Origin of the sequence: Porphyromonas levii, from assembly GCF_018206105.1 — a bacterium.
In the GTDB taxonomy this organism is placed as follows: Bacteria; Bacteroidota; Bacteroidia; order Bacteroidales; family Porphyromonadaceae; genus Porphyromonas_A; species Porphyromonas_A levii.
Genome location: NZ_JADRGN010000014.1, coordinates 29,908 through 50,882, shown reverse-complemented (window position 1 = coordinate 50,882; position 20,975 = coordinate 29,908). Strand labels below are relative to the sequence as shown.

The following is a 20,975-nucleotide window of genomic DNA, read 5'->3' as shown; positions in this document are numbered from 1 at the left end:
CTCACTGGAACCTTGAGGCATCCTTAGGAGGAGGTTATGCACGTATTCATTACGAGCAATTCCCTTGTGCTCATTGCGGTACCAAACTCGATGAAGGAGTTTACAACTACTGGGGTGTTACGAGAGGTACGCTCTCCTTGGTTTACGTTTTCTAAGCGTTTGTCCCTAATTAATTAACTGAACATATAATATATAAGCTATATAGTGCGATGAATAAAACGGTTACTTCACTGGTGCTTCTGCTCCTTTTTGTGCCCCAGTTTCTGCTGGCTCAAGAGAGGTATTTAGATCAAATCAAAGTAGAGGATGTGCGTGTGACTCACGAGGGTGAGGAGGTTGGGGTTGCTATGAATATCAATCTTAACAACCTCAAAATTCGGTCTAATGATGTGATTCTCCTCTCTCCTGCCCTTCGTATGAATGGCAAGGATATTGTGGAGGTATTACCTCCTTTGCAGGTTTCTGGTCGTACCCGGAGTATTGTACTGAATCGTATGGCAGAGAGTGGTATTGCACGCGAATGGCAAGTGGCACCCGAGTTAGATATTACCCGCAAGAATGGCAGTCGCCAGTCTATTGCTTACAGCCATCGTCTTCCTTTCCAGAGCTATATGACAGAGGCAGAGCTTGTCTTTTTGGAAGTGGTACATGGTTGTGCTGATTGCTTTGTTCATGAGGGTGAGAAGGTGCTTTTGACACCTTTTGTAGAGCAGCCCTATGAGCCTTCCTATATGCTTACTTATATCACACCTAAGGTAGAGCCTGTAAAGGCACGTGCTGATAGGCACACTGCTACCTTCAACTTCGTAGTGGCTAAGCATGACCTCATTAGGGATTATAAGAATAACGCTGCCGAGTTTGCTCGCGTAGATAAGGTGGTGAGCGAAGTGGTGAAGAATAAGGACCTTACGATTACCGAATTTTCTGTGGTCGGATATGCTTCTCCTGAAGGTAATTTCGAGAGCAACCGTGCTCTAGCGGGACGTCGTGCCAATTCATTTGCCGATTACTTGATGAGCAATTATGGTATCCAGAGGAACCAATTCAATGTTTCGGGACACGGGGAGGACTGGAACGGTCTTAAGGAAGCGGTGAGCAAATCGTACCTATCTAATAAGAATGCGATCCTAGATATCATTGCCTTTACGGCTAATCCTGATGCTCGTGATGCTAAGATCAGAGCTCTTGACGGAGGTCAGACTTATAATAATCTGCTACAAAACTTCTATCCACCACTACGCCGTACGGAGTATGTGATTGCCTATAATGTGCGTGCCTTTGATGTGGAGGAGGCTAAGGAGATCATCAAGACCAATCCTAAGCTACTTTCTCTGAATGAGATGTACCTAGTAGCTAAGAGCTACCCAGCAGATAGCAAGGAGTTTAAGGAGGTCTTTGATATTGCTACCCGAATGTATCCCGATGAGCCTGTAGCGATTATCAATGCGAGTGCTGCGGATATTGAGGGAGGTAATTATCAAGCAGCGATAGAGAGACTAAGCAAGCTTAGCAGTAATGCTGAGGCAGTGAATAATACAGGTGTGGCGTATGCCCGCATGGGTAATGTGGAGCAAGCTCGTGCCAGCTTCCAGAAGGCAGTAAGCATGGGTAGCGACAATGCCAAGCACAACCTCGAGGAGCTGACTAAGCAACAAGAGAGCATGTGATTTGAAGAATAAAAGAGATAAGTAATAAGAAAGAATAAACGAGTTTTTTTAATTAAATTTCAAGAAAATGAAACTAAACAAAATTTTATCAATCGGAGCGATCTTCGCTCTAGCGTTGGGTTTAGCTTCTTGTGATAAGGGCAAGAACGAACCTGAGAATGTAAATGGTGGCACAGGCGAAAAGGGCTGGACCTCATTCACCATTGCTCTACCTACTGCAAGTGGCTTGAGAGCCGAAGCAGAAGATGTAGCAAAAGCTAATCGCGGTGATACCTATGGTGGTACTGTAGGTGAGCAGAAAGTTAGTACTGTACGTATCGTTCTTTATAAGGATGATGTGGTGAAGCATGTGTTTACACCTGGCATTACTGCTAATGGTACTGATGCTTTCACAGGTGAAGTATCTACTGAAGCAACAGCTACTGCTACGAAGAGTAGATTTACTACCAAGGCATTTCAGATTGAAAAGGCTGTATATGAAGTATATGTATTCCTCAATCCTACTGAATTTGTTAATAACAATACCAAGGAGGGAACGCACAAGAATGCATTGATGAATAATTCAGCTGCCTACGAAGAAGCTAAATTGACTTCCAATGAGGGCTTCTTCATGAGTAATGCTAAGGGTGGTGTTCTAACTGACGTTGATGCCAACTTCAAGCCTACTGCAGCTGCAGCTGAAGCAGCTACTGCATCCGTAAAGGTGCCAGTTGAGCGTGCTGTAGCTAAGGTGTTTGTGAATAGCTCTGTGTCTGGTGTAGCTAATGAAGCTAAAGCTGAAGTGAAGCGATTTGCCCTTGACGTGATCAATAAGAAGTACTATGCTGTTCGCCACATGGGCTTTACCACAGATGGTACAACTCCTGAGCTTAAGGAAACTACTGCTGATGCTCGTATGAAATCTTATGCCGTAGACCCAAATATGAAAGGTGATCCTAAGCTTTTTGCTATAGCTGAACCCAAAGATCTTACTGATGAATTCTCATACATTGGTGCTGGTAAGACTTTCGCTGGGCCTGATTTTCCTCATACTGTAAAGACTGCTGGTTTTAGCGATGAAAATGGTATCTATGTGGCTGAAAATACAATGGATGCTGCTGAGCAGTTTGAAGTGGCTACTACTCGCGTAGTATTCGAAGTAGTATATGCTCCACAAGGAATTGAGCTAGGTAAATCTTTCGTAGAGTACAAGGGAATGACCTTTAAGCCAGAAGCTTTCCAAGCTAAGATCGACGCATACGTTGCAGATGACACAAAGACTGATGCTGATCTTGGTATGCCTGCTGGTTTTACTGATGCGGTAAAAGCTCTTGGTACTGATACAAAATTGGATTTTACTACTAAATCATTTGTGAATGGTGATATTAAGTTCTACCTAAATGGGGTAAGCTACTATAAGACTACCATCCGTCACTTCCATGATGATTTGGATAAAGGTAATACAGATGTGGACATGCACTATGGTCGCTATGGTGTAGTGCGTAATAATATCTACAAGCTGAGCATTACTAAGATCAGTGGACCTGGTGAACCAGAAATCCCAGAACCAGAAAAGGAAATTCCAGACGATCCAAACAAGAATTACATTGCTGTGGACGTTGACGTACTTCCATGGTTGGTTCGTACACAAGATGTTGAGCTATAATCTGTAAAGATTAATCATTTATATGACTTAGCCCTCCCCATTGTGGAGGTACTCCCAAGTGGGGAGGGCTATTCTTTTTTATTACACATATTTTGATATAAGTATGAATATGAAAGCCTTTGTTAATAACACCATTATTGCGGTATTGGTATCATTATTTACTGTTTTTGGTCTGACTTCATGTGATAAATTCATCTACGAGGACCTTGAGCCTTGCGGTCTGGATGTACGATTTATCTATGATTACAACCTTAAGTATGCTGATGCTTTTCCTCATGAGGTGAAGAAGGTGGATCTATTCATCTTTGATGAGCAAGGCGTATTCATTGAGAATATTACTGTGGAGAATGATGCCTTCCCCAAGGATTATCTCCTCCATGTGAATCTTCCTCAAGGTAAATATCAATTTATCACTTGGGCAGGTCTGTACGATCGTTCGTATGACTTTCCAAATCTTATCCCAGGTAAATCTACCACAGAGGATATTAAGGTGGCGATAAAGCATCAATCAGGCATTCTAGATAGAGAGCTAGATGGTCTGTGGCATGGTATCGTCCAAGATGTAACGGTGGGTAACAATCCGGACCAAATTGTTACGGTACCCTTAGTCAAGGATACCAATATCTTTAGGCTGATCATGATTTCCAAAAATCCTGCTACTCCAATAGATGCTAGTAAATATGATTTTGAAATCATCTCAGATAATGGGTATTATACATCCCATAATGATGTCATCAAGGATAATGTCATCAAGTATACTCCCTACTATCGAGAGAATCTGAAGAATACTCAGTCGCCTGCTCCAGGACTTGTGAATTTCGCATCGGCTGTAGTAGAATTGAATACAGGGCGTTTGATGGATAATCAAGAGAATATATTGATCATTCGGGATAAGTCCAATGGCAAGGTATTGCTTGAGGCTAATCTCAATGAGTTGATCTTTGCTCTAAAGCTAGAAAAGTATAGTGGAATGCCGATGCAAGAGTTCTTGGATCGTAAGGATGAATATGTACTCACATTTATCTTTACTGAGGGAACTGCTCCTGACCCCGATTTCCTCAGTGTGGAAATCTTTATCGAAGATTGGCTGGTGCGGGAGCAAAAGGTGGAGAAATAAAATTATTATTGAGCTACGATGAACTCTAAGAATATACATACATACGGAAGCTTATTGCTCCTTTTCCTTGCCATCCTGATGGTTCATGGGTGTAAGCCTCGTGAGGTGGATTCGAGTGATGGTATGGCCCGGATGGCCCTAACATTGCGAACCATCAATACAGATAATGAGGATAGGGTGGCGTCTCTCCGTATGATTATGGCAGAGTCCGCTACTGGTAAGGTCATCTATAATGGTAAGCCTATATTCCCCTCTGGAGACTTTAAGCAGCGCTCAGAAGTCATCGAGGTGAAGAATGCAGGGCTCTACGACTTTTACTTCTTTGCCAATGAAGATGATCCAGGGATTTCTGCAGCACAGAGGACCAAGATACAGACTCTGAGAAATGTGGCTCAGCTATATCCTCAAGAGAAGATTCCTTTTGATCCTGATTTTGATCCATCTAAGAGCCTATTCCCAATGCTCGCCGTGTACAAGAATGTATCGGTATCTGGTGGCTCAATTGATGACCCTCAGGTCATCCCTGTAACCCTCATCCGCAACTTCTCAAAGGTTACCATTAATATCAATCGAAAGATTGAAGTGCCTGGGGCTAAGCATGCGGTCATCAAGAAGGTTTATCTCAAAAACTTAGCTACTCAGTTTATTCCTCTATTTACGATGAGGACTCATGCGGAAGAAGGGCTGGGGATCACATCCTCGACCACTACTAAGGAGCTGTCTACTCCACTGCCTGCAGTTCCTTATGACACAAAAGGAGAAATATTTAGTGAGAGTATGTATATCTCTGAGCTTCTTCGACAAGGGACGGATCCACAAGGAACTACAGTAGTCATCGAATATACTCAGACCGCTGATGCTACATCGGCACTTAAGACCTTAGAGTTGCCTATCGATATTCAGTATATCGACGAATTGGAGACCATCTTCGCTCACTTAGGGCTGATGATGAAGCCAGAAGATATTACTAAGTTTACGACCCAAAGTATTCTTAGGAATATGCACTACATCGTGAATATCAATATCTCGGATGCTCAGACCCAGCCAGTAGTTCGTCTCGAAGTGGAACCTTGGACCTTGATCGCTAATGATTTCACCTCCACCGACGATTATATGAATGCCAGTAAGGAGGATGTGGTGATGAATTATCCCAATGGGGATCCCAATAGCTTCATGATTTTGAGCAACTTCGAAAATAAGATTTTGAGCAACTTCGAAAATAAGATCTTGAGCTACAGCGTGGAGTATGCTGATCCCTTGGATACGGATTGGTTCACAATGACTCCAGCTAACCCTACGTATATCACCGGTAACTTAGAATTCAGAACTTCGACTACCTCTGAAAATATCGGGGGAACCCCTCGAATTGCTACGGTGACCTTCCACGTTGATGGTTATGCCCATGATGTGAGAGTCAGGGTGGTACAATTGCCGAGACAGGATATTGTGACCCGCAAGTATGTCAATTTTATTGGCACAGGGGGAATAGTAAATATTAGCGTGAATAACTATGGCTATGACTGGCGTGCAGAGGTCGTAGAGAGCTACAGCACTATCGCTGGTAATCCCGACTGGGTCACTCTAATGAAGAATGGCTCGCAGCTAACCATCAATGCCGCAACCACGAATGATGTCAACCTCTTGAGGTATGCTGTAGTCAAGATCTACGATGGCTCTGATCGTGCTGCCTATATCTGGGTAGAGCAGGGTAACTACAAGGAGGTGACGGTGAATGGCTATACCATCCTTGACCGAAACTTAGGCGCCCTTAGGTCGGCTACCAACCGAAATGCATGGACGGAGGGGGCTCCTATCTCGAATCAAGAACGCGTAAGGATGAACGGTTTTTACTACCAATGGGGTAGGGTGCCTGATGGATATCACTGGCATGGGATCAATGTACTGGATGGTACCATAAATACTTCTCTCACTTCTGAACAGCTGAATGCATATCCTGTGGACTATGTTACTCATCCTGATGCTATGCCTCATAAGTGGTGGGACCCAGTAGTGCCTGGCTCCCAAGACCCTCAGTATGGCAGATTCATCACTGCTGAGCCTTGGCTAAGCAGCTCGGGAGCATTCCCTCCACTGTGGGGTTCTCCCAAGAAGGTCGGGGTTGATCCTTGTCCTGAGGGGTATAGGGTACCTACACTTGCTGAAATGAATGGAATTTTGAGTAATCTTAAATACTTGGAGCATACACATGGCTTTTGGGCAAAGAGTAGTGATGGTAACACCGATGTCTATTTCCCACGTGCACAATTTAGGGCTTCTAATGGTACCCTCTATGATTGGCTTGAACCAAATACATATCCTACCTATTACTCGACCAGCGAGCTATACAATAATTTGAATTCCAAGGTTTCCTTCCTCTTTATTCATGAAACGCAAGCTCGCGAATATGACTATCCAGTAAGTTATGGGATACCTGTTAGGTGCATCAAAGAATGAAATGGACCATAAAGAATTGTTTGATATGAATATAAGCAAAAAAAATATATACCTTTTCTGGATAGGATTGCTGTCGGCATTCTTTATGTCTTCGTGTAGACCAGGGTCGAGGTATGGCATGCCAGAAGGAGATGAAGCTAATGTCTCCATACAATTTTCGCTAAAGGGCAATGAGGTGGTGCTGAGAGCTACCGAGGTGGGAACTGAAGCTGAAGACCTTATTGACCACGTGGATTTATACATTTTCAATAAGTCTACGGGTGAATTTGTGAGCCATCAAACCTTTGCTAAAGCAGCTATTAAAGCGGTCAATACATACACATTTGACGTCAAGGCATCTGTTAATCAGAATGTGGAATATACGTTTGTCGCGCTTGCCAATATGCGTATTGGCACGGCACCTGCATCTCCAAGTAATATAGATGCTTTGCGTGAGCTGCCGGTCAATGGCATGCCAGCTTCTCCATTTGTCATGTATGGAGAAGTCACTGCGACGGTACAGTCGGACAATGATATTGTGCACGTGCCAATGGAGAGGAATTGTGCTGCGATTGACATACAAAATGTGGATCCTACGTTCACATTGGAGGAGGGCTTTTGGATATATAATATCGAGCAGAATGGATACGTGTATGCCGACCCCTCTACTGTAGCAGGGTTCATGAGTTCACTGTCGGGTGAAATCCAATTGACGGGTACTTCTGCAAGAGCTTATACTCATCCTCGCAATGTAACCGTTAGTGAAACAAATCCTGCCACCTTTATCATCTTCAAGGGGAAGATGGCGAATGGTCAGTCTGCATACTATCGTACTGATGTGAATGTAGTCAATGGCCAGCAAGTGCTTGAGAAGAATCACATCTACAGGGTGATGATCACAAAGGTTACCGACCTGGGATATGCTACATTGGAGGAGGCCAAAGCTGCTACAGCTGATAAGAAAGTGGTGTACACGGTATCAGACTGGGACAATAAGAATGAATCCAGCGTTAGTTTCTTCGGTAATTATTTCCTTAAATTGGAAAAGAGGTCTTTCTTCTTTGACTATGCACAGCAATCTGAGAGCGTAGAGGTGGTTACCAATGCTCCTGGAATCGCTATCACCCCTCCTGGAGAGATGGCTATTGATTTGGAAGGGAATAGAACGTTCACGAATTCAGTAGCGGGCTGGTGTGCCGTAAAGGAGGCTTTCTTAGATGAAGTCAATGGCATAAGAAGATATCTGCTTAATGTAGGTGTTTTTGAGAATCTCGAAAAAGAAGAGATGCGGAGTGCTGGCTTTTATGTCAGTGCTACTGGCATCCATACAGATGACCTAAAGGTATTGGGAGAAATTGATCAAGTGAATTTTAATTACTATCTCCCTTATACCCCTAATTTCAAGCTGACTCCAGATGTCTTTTATGACTCTAGTACAGACGAATCGGAGTATGTTTCCACGATCACGTTGCCTTTGTCTCGTCAGGAGTGGATTGTGGAAGAATATTTTGATGATGTTGATAATCCCATTATTGCCTCCATTGCTGATAAGAATGGTGTAATTACCACTTTTACTACATCAGATGAGGCTGGAGTGCGTTTTAATGAAAGTCTAAAACGATCTATTGGGGATGGTAAGATTACGATTCGTACCAATAAACTGGCTAATGGTGTGGAGCGAAAACCTCGGGTGGCGAGGGTGCTCGTTGCTTCGGGAGAGGGCGGTAAGAGATACTTTCAGGAGATCTATATTTTTCAAGATTTTAATCTGAAGTACAATATTACCTACCCAGCGTCAGTCTCTGATGAAATGAAGCGTGCGAAATATGTGATCGAGACGCCATTATTTGAAACGAATCCACTAACTTACGATGTGGCTGTAACCAGTAACACCTCATGGAGGGCAGAGATACAACCCAAGGAAGCTGAGTCATGGGTGACATTTGACGCCACCACGCCTCCTGAGCACCAGCACACAGCAGGTCATTACTTGGACGAAACGAGCTCCTTTAAGGTGGTCGTACAGCCTAATGATGCTGAACCCATAGTGGGAGGTTATCCTCCTGCTCGACAAGCGGTCGTAAATATCGTCTGTTATCAAGGGACAGGTGCTGAAGAGGTGGTGTTTAGAACAACTGAGATTGTCGTCTACCAAGGAGGATATGTCAAGATCGGTGAGGATATTTGGTTGGATAGGAATCTTAAAACAGGTTATTGGTATTCACGTGAGTATTGGAATACTGGGGAAGATACTGATGGTTATGACTATTACTACCCCATGCTTTATCCTTACGCGATACCAGTAGGCCTCTCTACCGACCACTATGGCGCCTATGCACGCAATAATACTACCATGCCCAGGATCAATACTTATGATTACGGTGATGATGGCTATTTTATGTCGGGAGCTCCACAAAGTGGTTATGGTACATATTTCGGAAGGGTTGGATATGGTGGATATAAGCAATTTCCAGTATTGGACGTTACAAAATCTCATTGGGACCCATCTTATACCACTTACAATCCTTGCCCTCCTGGATGGCAAGTGCCTTGGTTAGCTCAGTGGAATCCTATCATTGATCTAGTGAATGGTGGGTACTATTATGGGAAGCCTCTGGATGTCTCTCTCAATCCACTCATTTCGGCAAAAAATGGAGAGATGGTGGTGCACAATGCTGGAAGGTACATTACCGTAGCCCCTGTGGAAGGTACCAATGGAGGGGCGGTTGATTGGTATTTACCTGCTGCAGGGAGTAGGATTATCAATGGTGTAGACGTTGTCTTCCCTGGTGTATATGGTCAATATAAAGCCGCCGACCAATACTATGATCAAGATCAAATAAGGCATTTCCACTTTACTCACAATAGTGCTTTTATCTACCCTGATAACCGAGGAGCAGCTAGCTCGGTGCGTTGTGTTAAGGTAAAATGATGGAGATAAAAAAGTTATCGAATATGAAATATAGAATAGGTTTATTGGTTTCATTCCTCCTATCTGTGCTCTTTCTAGGCAGTTGTGTCTTGGAGCAAAGATCGTCATGCGTCAATGAGGGTGAGATAAACGTGGATGTGGAATTTAGTGTGTCTGAGTTGGCAGCTCCTACTCGTGCAGTCGAGCACGGGGATTTGCCTGAGGAGGCTCAATTGCAAAGCCTGACGCTATTTGCGGTAGGTGGTGCTACGTCCCAACGATTTGATTTTGACTTTAAGGCAAATCCAATTACAGCAGGTCTTTTCTCATCGAGAATTACTCTGGATGCAGGGACCTATAGCTTCTATGCGATCGCAAATGCACCTGATGGGTTATTGACCCTGGGTAAGGTGTATAGTAAAGCGGAATTAGACGCACTCGTCGTTTCTGCCCCAAACCAGCCTGCCGCTCCGTTTATTATGACAGGGGAGATCGCAAATATCTCCATCTCAGCAACTGAGAAAGTGCCTATTCGTCTCGAACGATTAGTGGCTAAGATTGATCTGATCAGTACTGCTCCTGACTTTACGCTTACGGGGGCTGCTCTCTATCAAGTCGCACAATCGGCTTACCTGATGCCTCACATATCCAAGAGTGGTAAGGATGAATGGCCTATATTGCCTCCTTCACTCAGTAGGGGTAATTACACCACAGAGGTGGCAGCATCTGGCAATCAGATCCTGAATGCACTCTATTGTTACGAATCTTTCAATTCGGATGCTCAGAAATTTATCAATAATGTGAGCTTGGTGGTTCATGGTACTTATAATGGACAGGAAGGCTATTACCGAATAGATATTAGGGATTTTAGAGGACGTCAATGGGTGAGACGTAATACCCGCTATCAAATCACCATCGAAAGCGTTTCGGGCTATGGCTATGCTACGATTGATGATGCCATGCAAAATAAGCCTGCAAACATGGTGTTGGGGATTGCTACCCGACTAGATAAAGATATAACATCAGAGTACATGGTGTTTGATGGGGAGTATTTCTTAGGAGTATCGAAAACTAAAATCTCTCACAACTATGAATCCACCAAAGATGAAACAGGAACAGTCAATGGCGTTGATAAAATTATTCCTGCCGCAGTACCAGGAACAGATTTTTTAGAGGTTTATACTAACGTGCCTGGTGGTGTGTGGAATTATGGTTTGGAGGGTGATGTGCTTCCAACCTTTACCCATCCGGACTTTGGGGAACAGACCGATTATAAATGGCTTTTTGTGGAGAGAGAAGCCGATGATCCTGCTACTCCTGTGGATGAATCGAAGCAATTTTTGCTATTCGACTTTTATGATCTCCGTAATTGGGAAGGTCCTGATGGAAATATTGTGCTGCCGGACAATAGATATGCTACTCTATCAATATGGGTAGAGGGTCGTCCAAATCTGAAATTGGGTGTGGCGGTTGAGCAATTGAATCTTGATGCGTTTTATGACCATATCGATACAGGGCAAGATTTATTTACATCCAATGGTCGTCAGAAAGACGTTTTCCGAACAAATGTTTCCACGAACTGGCCCTTAACCCCTTGGCAGGTGAAGGAGGTGCTTAGTTCTACTGGTGATGCTTCTTGGGTAACGGTTTCACCCAATATTGGTGTATTTCAGGAAGGACCGGGAGCTCTTAGGATCGAGGTGGATCAACTACCTAGCGATATCTTCTACAGAGAGGCCTTTGTGGTGTTGGAGACCGATCCTTTGCCCAATTCTCCTGCGTATAGAAAGGTGATTCGTGTGATTTCGGGTTTGGACCTGAGTTATCAGATTGAGTATCCTTCAACATCCCAAAAATATGCTGATCTAAACAGAACGACGAGGGTAATCGAAACCCCACTAAATCAAGATATGGCCTACATCTACACGGTCAATGTACAGAGTACGCAGAAGTGGAAAGTACAGGCTTCGCATCCATGGATTAAAGTATCACAACCAACGTTTGTGGGGGGTAGCTACAACACCTCATTTACTGTTGAGGTTCCAGTCAATACTGGAAATGGTACGGATATTGGTGGCTTGAAAAAGGCTCGTGAAGGGTATGTGGATATCTTGGGAGACCAGATGCATCAGAGAATCATGGTGTACCAAGGAGGGTATGTGCAGATTGGCAATGATATCTGGATGGATAGAAATCTCAAATCTTCTAGGTTTAGAAAAGGATTTTATTATAATGCCATTCCAATTGGTTATAGAGCCTATTTAACTGCTACTTCTTCAAGATTGGACGAGATATTATATCCAGCTGCTGTACCTATTGCCTTTGACGGAGCAATGACAGCTTGCTATGGCGATCATCGATCTCCTACTCCTGGTATTGCAGTGACTGGGCTGATAAAGGGGTATGATGCTACTAAAGGGCATCTTTACGACCCATACAGTTACAATATTACTCAGAATGATGATGGGTACTTCGCGTGGGGACAGTCAACTCCTATGATGATGAGGAAGAATGATAAATATAATCTTGAAAAGACATGCTGGAATATCAACTATAAAGTATCTGATGATATATTGATCGATAATTCTAAGAAAGGATTAACGGATCCATGTCCTACTGGATGGCGTACCCCATCTTACCTAGAATTGCGCAATCTAAGTACTTATCTTAATAAAGGTGTTCGTAAGTATTATAGTGGTTTTGAGGACATCAGTGGACCTCGTAATCCTGATGATTTGAATAATGGGTTATTCTTCTACAACGCTGATAAAGTGAGTTGTTGGTTCCCATTCTCAGGTTACCGTGAGAGTACTCTTGTCAGTAACGCTGGGGTCTTAACCAATAGAGGTAAAGAAGGTAGGTATTATACAAATGGTATTCCAGATGGGATCAATCCTTTCTATCTAGGATATTCAGAGACAAGAGCTGATATGCAGCAAAATGATGGTTTCTTTGGATATTCAGTTCGCTGTATCAGGGATAAGGATAAGTAAGGATTCTGAAATAGATATGATGAGAGATGCTGTACTTTATTTGTGCAGCATCTCTTTTATTTAGTATCTAGGCTCCCTTTTTCTCGGACGTCTCGGACGGCTCTGACTCCTCTGACTCCTCGGAGGCGTCCGAGAGGTCTGGAGAATGGCACTTCGTGCAACAGTCTCGTCTGAGGAGTCAGAGATAAGGAAACAATGCCACGATGAAGAAAGGTGATCTTTTTGTAGGCTTTTTGTGGGATTATGAGTAGCTTTGGGGAGTTATGATGGAGGATTTTTTACCTATTAGAGGGGGGTATCGCCAGCTTCGTGCTTTCAAGGTGTCGGAGATGATTTACGACCTCACCTTTCACTTCACAGAGCGTTGCTTGAATCGGGGCGATCGTGCGGTGGATCAGATGGTGCAGGCTGCACGCTCAGGTAAGCAGAATATAGCGGAGGGGAGCGAGGCGGCTACTACTTCTCGGGAGACCGAGATTAAGCTCACCAATGTAGCTAAGGCGAGTTTGGAGGAGTTGCTCATCGATTATGAGGATTACCTCAGGGTGCGTGGTTTGGAGCAATGGGGATTGGAGCATCCACGATATAGAGACTGTTGCACGGTGGCGAACTACTGCGTTACTTTCGACATTCGGCTTCGGTCACGTACGTGAGTACGCTTCCGTCAGCCTCAGTCTCAGTGCCTTGTATTTCACCACCGTGCAACGTCTCAGCCGATTTGCTTGCAAATTGGCGAGAATGGCACTTCGTGCAACATTCTCATACAATCATCTACGTGCCTATGCTCGTAGTAAAAGGGTGGAGCAGGAGCAGGGATAGCTGCTGCCGCTCCTTGGTGATGAGGAGATGGCGACCTAGCGATTACGCTGATCCATCAGGAAGCTATCTGATTGAGCGACAGAAGGAGCAGTTTTTGAAGGAAGGCGGGATGAGGGAGCAGATGTCGGCTGCGCGGCACCACCGGGCTACTACTGATGGCTAGGGAGGGCGGTGGCTCTGCAAAAAAATGGTAACTTTGTGGGCTATAAGTGATAGACTATTCGCAATGGATTGGATGCAAGTAATAGAGATAGCCGCTGCTACTATAGGGCTGATATACGTCTGGTTGGAGCTGAAGGCGAGTGTGTGGCTATGGCCTGTGGGCATTGTGCTACCGCTTTTCTGGATATACATCTCGTGGCACAGTGAGGTGTACGGTAATGTTTTGGTCAATATCTATTATATCATCGCTTGTGTCTGGGGTTGGAGGGAGTGGCTCAAACACAAAAAAGAGGGGACTACTGATGCCGAGCGCCCTATCTCCTTTATCGGTAAGCGGACGCTTTTGTGGGTGGTGGCTATTGCTGTAGCACTTGCGCTGCTGCTTGCCCCTGCCTACGATAGGTTTATGCAGAGTCCTTTCCCTTACTGGGATGGTATCGCTACTTCGGTAAGCTTCGTGGGCATGTGGTTGCTCGCTAAGAAGTATATGGAGAACTGGTACTGCTGGATCCTCTCCAATGTTATTTATAGTTGCCTCTACTTTGTCCAAGGCTTCACTATCTCAGGTATTTTCTTTACCCTCTACACTGCTATCGCCATTGCTGGTTACTTTAATTGGCGACGCATGATGCACATACAGTCATGAAGACCATCAACTTTTGTCTCCCCTATATTCCTACTGCGCTAGTGGTCGCCCACGGTGACCTTTATGAGGATGCCGAGACCCTTCGCCTTATCGAAGTGGCTCAGCATATTGTGGTTTGCGATGGGGCACTAGAGCGCTATCTAGAACTCTCCGACCGCTGTCCCGACATGGTGATAGGGGATGGTGACTCGGTGAACCCTGCCGACTTGGAGCGGATAGGTGCGCCTTTTACGAAAGTAGAAGAGCAAGAAACCAACGATCTTACCAAGGCAGTGACCTATGCCCTTGCGCAAGGGTGGCACGAGATTGCTATTGTAGGGGCAACCGGTAGGCGCGAGGATCATACCCTAGGGAATATCTTTTTGCTGCCCGACTATTATAAGAGCGGTGCGGAGGTGCGCCTCTACAGTCCGTTCGGTATTATGATGCCCTTCTGCGGGACAGTGGTACTAGAGACCGAGATGGGGCGAGAGCTCTCTCTCTTTGCTGTGGAGCCCAAGCCGATGAGTGCACGAGGCGTGGCCTATCCTTTTGAGCACCGAGTGTTTACCGCACTCTGGCAAGCGACGCTCAACCAAGTGACCCAGTCCAGGGTAGAGCTATGGAGCGAAGGAGTTGCACTATTTTTTGTATCCACGGAGAAGAGAAACTAAATGGCGCAGAAATACTATATTGTATGGGAGGGGCACCAACCAGGTATTTATGATACTTGGGCAGAGTGTAAGGCTCAGGTGATGCACTACAGTCGTCCTAAGTACAAGAGTTTTAAGGGAATCACAAGAGCCGAGGCAGAGGAGCTCTTTGAGCATCCCGAAGCAGCACGAGGGGAGGGCGAGCCAGAAATAGTTTCGCGCAGCAGTACGATAGACCAGAGTGCTATAGCGGTGGATGCCTCTACTACGGGGAACCCTGGTCCTATGGAATACCGTGGGGTATGGGTAGAGACGGGCGATATTGTCTTCAGTAGCAAGGTGTACCCAGTAGGGACAAATAATATAGGCGAATTCCTCGCCATTGTCCATGCCATGGCTTGGATGAAACAGCACAACTATTATGTGCCCATCTATACCGATAGTATGACCGCACAGTCGTGGGTGCGGAAGCACCATTATAAGACAACCCTTCCTTTTGAGCAACAGACCTTGGAACTCTATCAGGTGCTCCAACGCGCTAAACAATGGTTGGATGAGAACGACCTCTCGGTCTACTCTATTAGGAAGTGGGAGACCAAAGAGTGGGGCGAGATACCTGCAGACTATGGTAGAAAATGATGATGAAAAGAGCTATCATACTAATTAATACGGGTTCGCCAGAGAGTTTGGCGCTCAGTGATGTGCGTGCCTTCCTAGAGGCGTTCCTCACAGATAAGCGGATCATCAACCTCCCTTCTGTACTTAGAATCTTACTCGTGAAGGGCATTATAGTGCCTCGTAGGGCACCCAAGACACGGGATAAGTATGCACTCATCTGGGAAGAAGAGGGAGCACCGCTTGTGCTCAGATCGGTCGAACTCGTTCGAGAGGTTCAACGCATCAGCGGAGTGCCTACCTTTACAGCCATGAGATACCAAAAGGGTTCGCTAAAGCGCACCCTTGATAAGGCTGCCCAACGTGGGTGCGAAGAGGTGGTATTGGTACCGCTCTTCCCGCACTATGCGAGGAGTAGCTACGAGAGTGCTATTGCCCATGCCATGGAGGTGTGGCAGCAGGGAGCGTACACGTTTGCCCTTAGGTCCGTAGCACCCTATTACCATCACCCTATATATATAGAGGCTCTAGCCGAACAAGTGTCCCAATCCGTACCGATGGGCTTTCACTTGGTATTTTCCTACCACGGCATCCCACTAGCTCAGGCAAAGCCCTATCTAGGGAATATAGAGAAAGACTATGAGCGACAGTGCCACGAGACTACACGCCTGCTGATGGCGCACCCTTGGGTGAAGTCGCTCCAGCTCACCCACGAGGTAGCGTATCAGTCTCGCTTCGGAAGTACTAAATGGTTATCGCCAACCCTAGAAGAGCGTTTGGCGCATCTGCCCAGTGAAGGACATAAGAAAGTGGCTGTGGTATGCCCCTCCTTCGTCTGCGATGGACTAGAGACTACTTGGGAGATCGGTATACACCTAAAAGCAATGTGGGCAGGCGACCAGTTTACCTTAGTCCCATGCCCCAACGCTTCGCATACTATGGCAAGAGCCATTGTAGACTTGATCAATCATTCCACCACAGATGTAGAAAGATGGATAGCACCATGAGTCAGCTTTATTTTATACACCACAGCAGTTACCTGTGGGTCGGCACCGATGCCATGATCCTATGGGATTATTATGGCAAGGGCGAGGTGGCTTCCCTCCTTGCTCAATACAGTGAGAAACGCCTCTATATTATGGCTACGCACTCCCATGGCGATCATTACTCCCCTGTCCTATTTAGTCCTCAGTTCGCCCAACATAGGGGTGGTGTGCAGTATATTTTCCACAGAGAGCTAGAAGAGGTCGTGGCACGTGAAGAGGTGGTATTCCTAGAGACCGAAGAAGAGTGGACCGATGGTGTGGTTCGGGTGAAAGCACTGGGGAGCACCGACTGTGGTGGTAGCTTCTATGTAGAGGTGCATGGGCTACAGCTCTTCCATGCAGGAGACCTCAATAACTGGCACTGGAATGAAGAGGCAGATGAAGAGTACGTAGAGCTCTATGAAGCACAGTGGCAGCGAGAGCTACGGCGGTTGACTACCTCCATTGAGGCACTCGACCTACTGATGTTCCCTACCGACCTTCGCTTGGGTAGAGATTATCTAAAGGGGCTTCGCGAGCTTCTCGCAGTCGTGACCGTGAAGTACTTAGCGCCCATGCACCTCAATGGGACACTAGACCCCGAAGAACTAGAAGCCCTCTGCAGAGCACATGGTATTACCTTATTATTACCACAGACCTCGGTGGCTAGCGTATTGGTATGAAACTAACGAAGTTGATCAAAGATTATGCCCTATTTTGGGCGATGGTACTAGGCGCTATCTTCTACCCTTGGCTCTGGCAGTTGGCACCCCTCTGTACCTATACTCTCTTCCTGATGCTTTTTCTCTCGTATACCAAGATAAAGCCGAGCGAGATAAGGCTGAAGTACACCCATGGCATCATGTTTGCCGTCCAATGGGTGCTAGGCATCTTAGCGTACTTCGTGATTGAACCTTTTGACCGCCTGATAGCCATAGGCGTGTCGGCTCTTATCCTCACACCTACAGCTACAGCGGCTGCGGTGATTACGGGGATGCTGGGGGGCAATATAGCCTTCGTCACTACTTACATGATTGTCAGCAATATTGCCATAGCCCTTATCGGTCCAGTACTCATTGGAGCTGTCCATCCCGATATGGGGGGCAGCTACTGGTCCATGGTACTCGCCATCTTTGGCAAAGTGTCGGCGCTACTGGTACTACCGCTCGTGATTGTGTGGACCTTGAGGTATGCGCTGCCCAAGGTACACGACCGCATAGCGAAGCTAAGTAGCTGGACCTTCTGGATATGGGCTTTCAATATCATGGTACTTATGTCGAGCGCTGTACATACCTTTGTCGTTAGCGAACAGCTTACCATCAGGTACACAGGTCTACTCATGCTCATCACCACGATGACCACCTTGGCGCTCTACTTCCTAGGTGGGCGTTGCGCGTCATGGACAGGCGAACGAGTGGTAAACGGTCGGCAGACCCTTGGTCAGAAGAATACGGTATTCACCATCTGGCTAGCGATAACCTTCTTAGATCCCGAGATAGCCTTTTTCCCCACACTGTATATAATCACCCAAAATGTTATCAATTCGCTAGAGTTGGCAGCTTATAGAAGACACAATGGCACGAATTAGTAAAGATATGACCTCGGTGTATCTCGCAGGAGAGCGAGACGAGCGTATGATGAGGTTTCTACAGGTACGCAATGAGCTACCGAGAGCGCTGGCAGAGGGGAAATACCCCATCCGCGTAGATATGACCTGGAGCTACGAAGGTGATAAGTCGGGTATGCCTTCGGACGATGTAACAGAGCAAATGGGCACTCTAGAGGAAGCCCTTATCCCGGCACTAGAGAAAAACAATCTGGCACTCCTCGCTTACCAATTGACTGGCGAGGGAGAGCGTCTCTGGTGCTTCTATACCCGCAACCTCCCTGCATTTCAGGAGACCCTCAATGAGGCGCTCTCCGAACTCCCTCTATTCCCTCTAGCATTTTATGCCGAAGAGGATCGTGAGGGCGAAGCCTTTAGTGAAGTAATTCCATTTATCAATAAAGAGAACGAAGTATGAAGAAAGTGTTATTCGTAACCCTAGCACTGCTCTTAGCAGCGTGCGGAGGAGAGGAGAAGAAAAGCGAAGTGCTAAAAGTAGGGGCGATGTCTTCGCTCGACTACATCCCCTATGTACTAGCGGAGGAGCTCGGCTACACCGATAGTCTAGGAGTGGATCTCGAGATTGTGAAGTTTTTCTCTGCCAATGATCGCGATGCCGCATTCCGTAGCGGACAGGTTGATGGCACCGTAACCGACTACACTGGGGCAGCCATACAGCATGCCGCTGGTCTGCCTCTTGCGCTTGTGGTGAAGCACGATGGCTATTTCGAGATGATGGCACAGCCTTCTCTGGCATCTATGGCAGAGCTAAAGGGAAAGAAGGTGTCTGTATCCCGCAACACGGTGATCGAGTACGCTACAGATAAGATGCTAGAGGTTGCGGGTCTTAGTCCTGAGGAGGTAGAGAAGCCCGAGGTGAATAAGATTCCGCTTAGGATGGAGATGATGGTAGGCGGTGAGGTAGATGCTTCGGTATTCCCCGACCCATTCATCACCATCTCCAAGGCAAAGGGATTTGTATCGCTCAGTTCTACTCGTGACCTAGGTATTTCGGTTACGGGTACTATCTTTAGCCAAAAGGCACTTACCGAAAAGGGTGAAGCAATCAAGGCACTGATGACAGCGTACAACCTTGCTGTAGACTATATCAATAGCCATCCTCGGGAAGAGTGGCAGGAAATCCTGATAGAGGATGCAGGTATCCCCGCAGAGCTGGTGAGCCAGGTGGTATTGCCTACCTATAGGCATGCCGAGCAGCCTAGCCAGAAGGAGATAAAAGAGACTATAGAGTGGCTCAAAGCGAGAGCACTAGTGCCAGTAGAGTACGAGGGAGAAGGTCTGGTGTACAGTGGTATCTATTAAGGACTTATCTTACTTCTACCAAAGCCGTGAAGGCATTACCCAAGCGATAGAGGGGCTGACCTGCTCTGTGGCGGATGGGGAGGTGCTTGGACTTGTTGGCGCTTCGGGCAGCGGCAAGTCCACCCTCCTCCATATTCTCTCAGGAATATTGCAAGACTATAAGGGTGAGGTACTGATTAACGGAGAAAGCCCCAATCCCAAGCACCATTCGATCGCACTAGTGCCCCAGCACTTTGGTCTGCTTCCATGGAAGAGCGTAAGGGAGAATATCCTACTGCCCCAAGCCTTTGGCAAAGCGTGTCCGAGAGCCAGTAAGCTTCCTGAGATTGTGGCGCAGCTAGAGGTAGGTCACCTACTCAAGAGGTATCCCAGCCAGCTTTCCGGAGGGCAAAAACAGCGTGTGGCATTGGCAAGAGCCTTTGTACAGTCGCCCGATCTGCTGCTCATGGATGAGCCATTTTCTGCACTGGATATAGAGACGGCAGAAAAGGGGCGGGCATTCTTCCGCTCCTTCCAAAAAGAACTAGGGGTAACGACTATACTCGTGAGCCATAACCCTCAGGAGATAGAGACACTCACCGATAGGGTACAACGCATGCCATGAGGATAGACGGACGTAAGATACTTTACCGCATCATTGTGGGGGCGCTGCTTATCAACCTAATATGGTTGGCAGGCTACCTATTGCTAGGTGAGCGAGTGATTGCGACACCTCACAGGGTCTTTACTCACATACCCGAGCTACTCACTAGCGGTATGGGTGCTCATTTGGGTGCCAGTTTTAGGCGCCTGCTTATAGGTCTACCTATAGCCCTTATCCTAGGCATCACTACTGCGTGGGTTATGCATCGGTGGCAAGGGTTGGGGCGTATGATGAGTGCCTTTACCTATCTCGCTTATCCTATCCCCAAGCTCGCCCTTCTGCCTATTGTGATGCTAATAGCTGGGCTTGGCGATGGGGGAAAGGTCACGATGATTGTATTGATCATACTCTTCCAAGTCATCGTGAATATCCGAGATAGCCTTGCCAATATCCCTAGGGAGAGCTACCTGATTACCACCTCATTGGGTGCGAGCCAGTGGCAGCTCTTCCGACACCTGCTCTTGCCCGCCATACTCCCCGATATCCTTTCCACCCTCAGAGTAGCTATTGGCACCGCCATATCGGTGCTGTTTGTTACCGAGACCTATGGTACCGATAAGGGTATGGGCTATTTCATTATCGATGCTTGGATGAGGTTCGACTACCTAGATATGTATGGCGGCATCGTGGTACTGAGTATCGCGGGCTTCATCCTATTTGTATTGACAGACATATTAGAACTATGGCTCTGCCGATGGCGGGAGCCTAATATTTATCACCAAAACAATTAATTTAGTT

18 protein-coding genes and 1 pseudogene are annotated in these 20,975 nt (G+C 46.3%); all 19 read left to right on the top strand.

Features of this window, described 5'->3' with window-relative positions; translation table 11 throughout:
- Positions 1-155, top strand: a 155-nt coding sequence (locus IX315_RS04635; RefSeq protein WP_211837229.1) for a DUF3575 domain-containing protein, incomplete at its 5' end; no start/stop codon positions are given.
- A 54-nt stretch (positions 156-209) separates the two neighbouring features.
- Positions 210-1,667: a DUF3868 domain-containing protein gene (locus tag IX315_RS04630; protein ID WP_211837228.1), complete on the top strand. Its 1,458-nt coding sequence runs from the start codon at positions 210-212 to the stop codon at positions 1,665-1,667.
- Between the two features lie 67 nt (positions 1,668-1,734).
- Positions 1,735-3,312 carry an Mfa1 family fimbria major subunit gene (locus IX315_RS04625; RefSeq protein ID WP_211837227.1) on the top strand — a complete coding sequence of 526 codons (1,578 nt, stop codon included), beginning with the start codon at positions 1,735-1,737 and terminating at the stop codon, positions 3,310-3,312.
- A 103-nt stretch (positions 3,313-3,415) separates the two neighbouring features.
- Entirely contained in the window at positions 3,416-4,429 is a 1,014-nt protein-coding gene (locus tag IX315_RS04620; RefSeq protein ID WP_211837226.1) for a FimB/Mfa2 family fimbrial subunit, read from the top strand.
- A gap of 132 nt (positions 4,430-4,561) precedes the next feature.
- Complete coding sequence (locus tag IX315_RS04615; protein WP_211837225.1) at positions 4,562-6,883, top strand: fibrobacter succinogenes major paralogous domain-containing protein; 2,322 nt, start codon at positions 4,562-4,564, stop codon at positions 6,881-6,883.
- Between the two features lie 25 nt (positions 6,884-6,908).
- On the top strand, positions 6,909-9,794 hold the full coding sequence (locus IX315_RS04610) for a fimbrial protein (RefSeq protein WP_211837224.1): 2,886 nt from the start codon (positions 6,909-6,911) through the stop codon (positions 9,792-9,794).
- Between the two features lie 23 nt (positions 9,795-9,817).
- Entirely contained in the window at positions 9,818-12,766 is a 2,949-nt protein-coding gene (locus IX315_RS04605; RefSeq protein ID WP_211837223.1) for a DUF4906 domain-containing protein, read from the top strand.
- Positions 12,767-13,029: 263 nt separating this feature from the next.
- Positions 13,030-13,332: pseudogene (locus IX315_RS04600) on the top strand (four helix bundle protein); the annotation flags it as partial.
- 272 nt (positions 13,333-13,604) lie between these two features.
- Complete coding sequence (locus IX315_RS04595) at positions 13,605-13,748, top strand: hypothetical protein (protein WP_167657136.1); 144 nt, start codon at positions 13,605-13,607, stop codon at positions 13,746-13,748.
- Between the two features lie 63 nt (positions 13,749-13,811).
- On the top strand, positions 13,812-14,393 hold the full coding sequence (gene pnuC, locus IX315_RS04590; protein ID WP_018358250.1) for a nicotinamide riboside transporter PnuC: 582 nt from the start codon (positions 13,812-13,814) through the stop codon (positions 14,391-14,393).
- Complete coding sequence (locus IX315_RS04585; protein WP_018358249.1) at positions 14,390-15,046, top strand: thiamine diphosphokinase; 657 nt, start codon at positions 14,390-14,392, stop codon at positions 15,044-15,046. Before pnuC ends, IX315_RS04585 begins: the two co-directional genes overlap by 4 nt.
- Positions 15,047-15,664 carry a ribonuclease H1 domain-containing protein gene (locus IX315_RS04580; protein ID WP_018358248.1) on the top strand — a complete coding sequence of 206 codons (618 nt, stop codon included), beginning with the start codon at positions 15,047-15,049 and terminating at the stop codon, positions 15,662-15,664.
- Positions 15,661-16,647 carry a ferrochelatase gene (hemH, locus tag IX315_RS04575; protein WP_211640495.1) on the top strand — a complete coding sequence of 329 codons (987 nt, stop codon included), beginning with the start codon at positions 15,661-15,663 and terminating at the stop codon, positions 16,645-16,647. Before IX315_RS04580 ends, hemH begins: the two co-directional genes overlap by 4 nt.
- Positions 16,644-17,348 (top strand): MBL fold metallo-hydrolase, encoded by a 705-nt coding sequence (locus tag IX315_RS04570; RefSeq protein ID WP_211635128.1) that lies wholly within the window; start codon positions 16,644-16,646, stop codon positions 17,346-17,348. The genes hemH and IX315_RS04570 overlap by 4 nt, the downstream gene beginning before the upstream one ends.
- Positions 17,345-18,253 (top strand): hypothetical protein, encoded by a 909-nt coding sequence (locus IX315_RS04565; RefSeq protein WP_033408426.1) that lies wholly within the window; start codon positions 17,345-17,347, stop codon positions 18,251-18,253. Before IX315_RS04570 ends, IX315_RS04565 begins: the two co-directional genes overlap by 4 nt.
- On the top strand, positions 18,240-18,689 hold the full coding sequence (locus IX315_RS04560) for a DUF695 domain-containing protein (protein ID WP_018358244.1): 450 nt from the start codon (positions 18,240-18,242) through the stop codon (positions 18,687-18,689). The genes IX315_RS04565 and IX315_RS04560 overlap by 14 nt, the downstream gene beginning before the upstream one ends.
- Complete coding sequence (locus tag IX315_RS04555; protein WP_018358243.1) at positions 18,686-19,594, top strand: ABC transporter substrate-binding protein; 909 nt, start codon at positions 18,686-18,688, stop codon at positions 19,592-19,594. The genes IX315_RS04560 and IX315_RS04555 overlap by 4 nt, the downstream gene beginning before the upstream one ends.
- The gene (locus tag IX315_RS04550) at positions 19,581-20,198 is read left to right on the top strand and encodes an ABC transporter ATP-binding protein (protein WP_018358242.1); all 618 of its coding nucleotides are present in this window, start codon (positions 19,581-19,583) and stop codon (positions 20,196-20,198) included. Before IX315_RS04555 ends, IX315_RS04550 begins: the two co-directional genes overlap by 14 nt.
- The gene (locus IX315_RS04545; protein WP_211837221.1) at positions 20,195-20,968 is read left to right on the top strand and encodes an ABC transporter permease; all 774 of its coding nucleotides are present in this window, start codon (positions 20,195-20,197) and stop codon (positions 20,966-20,968) included. Before IX315_RS04550 ends, IX315_RS04545 begins: the two co-directional genes overlap by 4 nt.
- The last annotated feature ends 7 nt before the right edge of the window (positions 20,969-20,975 follow it).

What these genes read in the sequence shown, in the direction of transcription:
- IX315_RS04630 (WP_211837228.1), top strand. Translation starts at nt 210, where the DNA reads ATGAATAAAACGGTTACTTCACTGGTGCTTCTGCTCCTTTTTGTGCCC.
- IX315_RS04625 (WP_211837227.1), top strand. Translation starts at nt 1,735, where the DNA reads ATGAAACTAAACAAAATTTTATCAATCGGAGCGATCTTCGCTCTAGCG.
- IX315_RS04620 (WP_211837226.1), top strand. Translation starts at nt 3,416, where the DNA reads ATGAATATGAAAGCCTTTGTTAATAACACCATTATTGCGGTATTGGTA.
- IX315_RS04615 (WP_211837225.1), top strand. Translation starts at nt 4,562, where the DNA reads ATGGCCCTAACATTGCGAACCATCAATACAGATAATGAGGATAGGGTG.
- IX315_RS04610 (WP_211837224.1), top strand. Translation starts at nt 6,909, where the DNA reads ATGAATATAAGCAAAAAAAATATATACCTTTTCTGGATAGGATTGCTG.
- IX315_RS04605 (WP_211837223.1), top strand. Translation starts at nt 9,818, where the DNA reads ATGAAATATAGAATAGGTTTATTGGTTTCATTCCTCCTATCTGTGCTC.
- IX315_RS04595 (WP_167657136.1), top strand. Translation starts at nt 13,605, where the DNA reads ATGAGGAGATGGCGACCTAGCGATTACGCTGATCCATCAGGAAGCTAT.
- pnuC (WP_018358250.1), top strand. Translation starts at nt 13,812, where the DNA reads ATGGATTGGATGCAAGTAATAGAGATAGCCGCTGCTACTATAGGGCTG.
- IX315_RS04585 (WP_018358249.1), top strand. Translation starts at nt 14,390, where the DNA reads ATGAAGACCATCAACTTTTGTCTCCCCTATATTCCTACTGCGCTAGTG.
- IX315_RS04580 (WP_018358248.1), top strand. Translation starts at nt 15,047, where the DNA reads ATGGCGCAGAAATACTATATTGTATGGGAGGGGCACCAACCAGGTATT.
- hemH (WP_211640495.1), top strand. Translation starts at nt 15,661, where the DNA reads ATGATGATGAAAAGAGCTATCATACTAATTAATACGGGTTCGCCAGAG.
- IX315_RS04570 (WP_211635128.1), top strand. Translation starts at nt 16,644, where the DNA reads ATGAGTCAGCTTTATTTTATACACCACAGCAGTTACCTGTGGGTCGGC.
- IX315_RS04565 (WP_033408426.1), top strand. Translation starts at nt 17,345, where the DNA reads ATGAAACTAACGAAGTTGATCAAAGATTATGCCCTATTTTGGGCGATG.
- IX315_RS04560 (WP_018358244.1), top strand. Translation starts at nt 18,240, where the DNA reads ATGGCACGAATTAGTAAAGATATGACCTCGGTGTATCTCGCAGGAGAG.
- IX315_RS04555 (WP_018358243.1), top strand. Translation starts at nt 18,686, where the DNA reads ATGAAGAAAGTGTTATTCGTAACCCTAGCACTGCTCTTAGCAGCGTGC.
- IX315_RS04545 (WP_211837221.1), top strand. Translation starts at nt 20,195, where the DNA reads ATGAGGATAGACGGACGTAAGATACTTTACCGCATCATTGTGGGGGCG.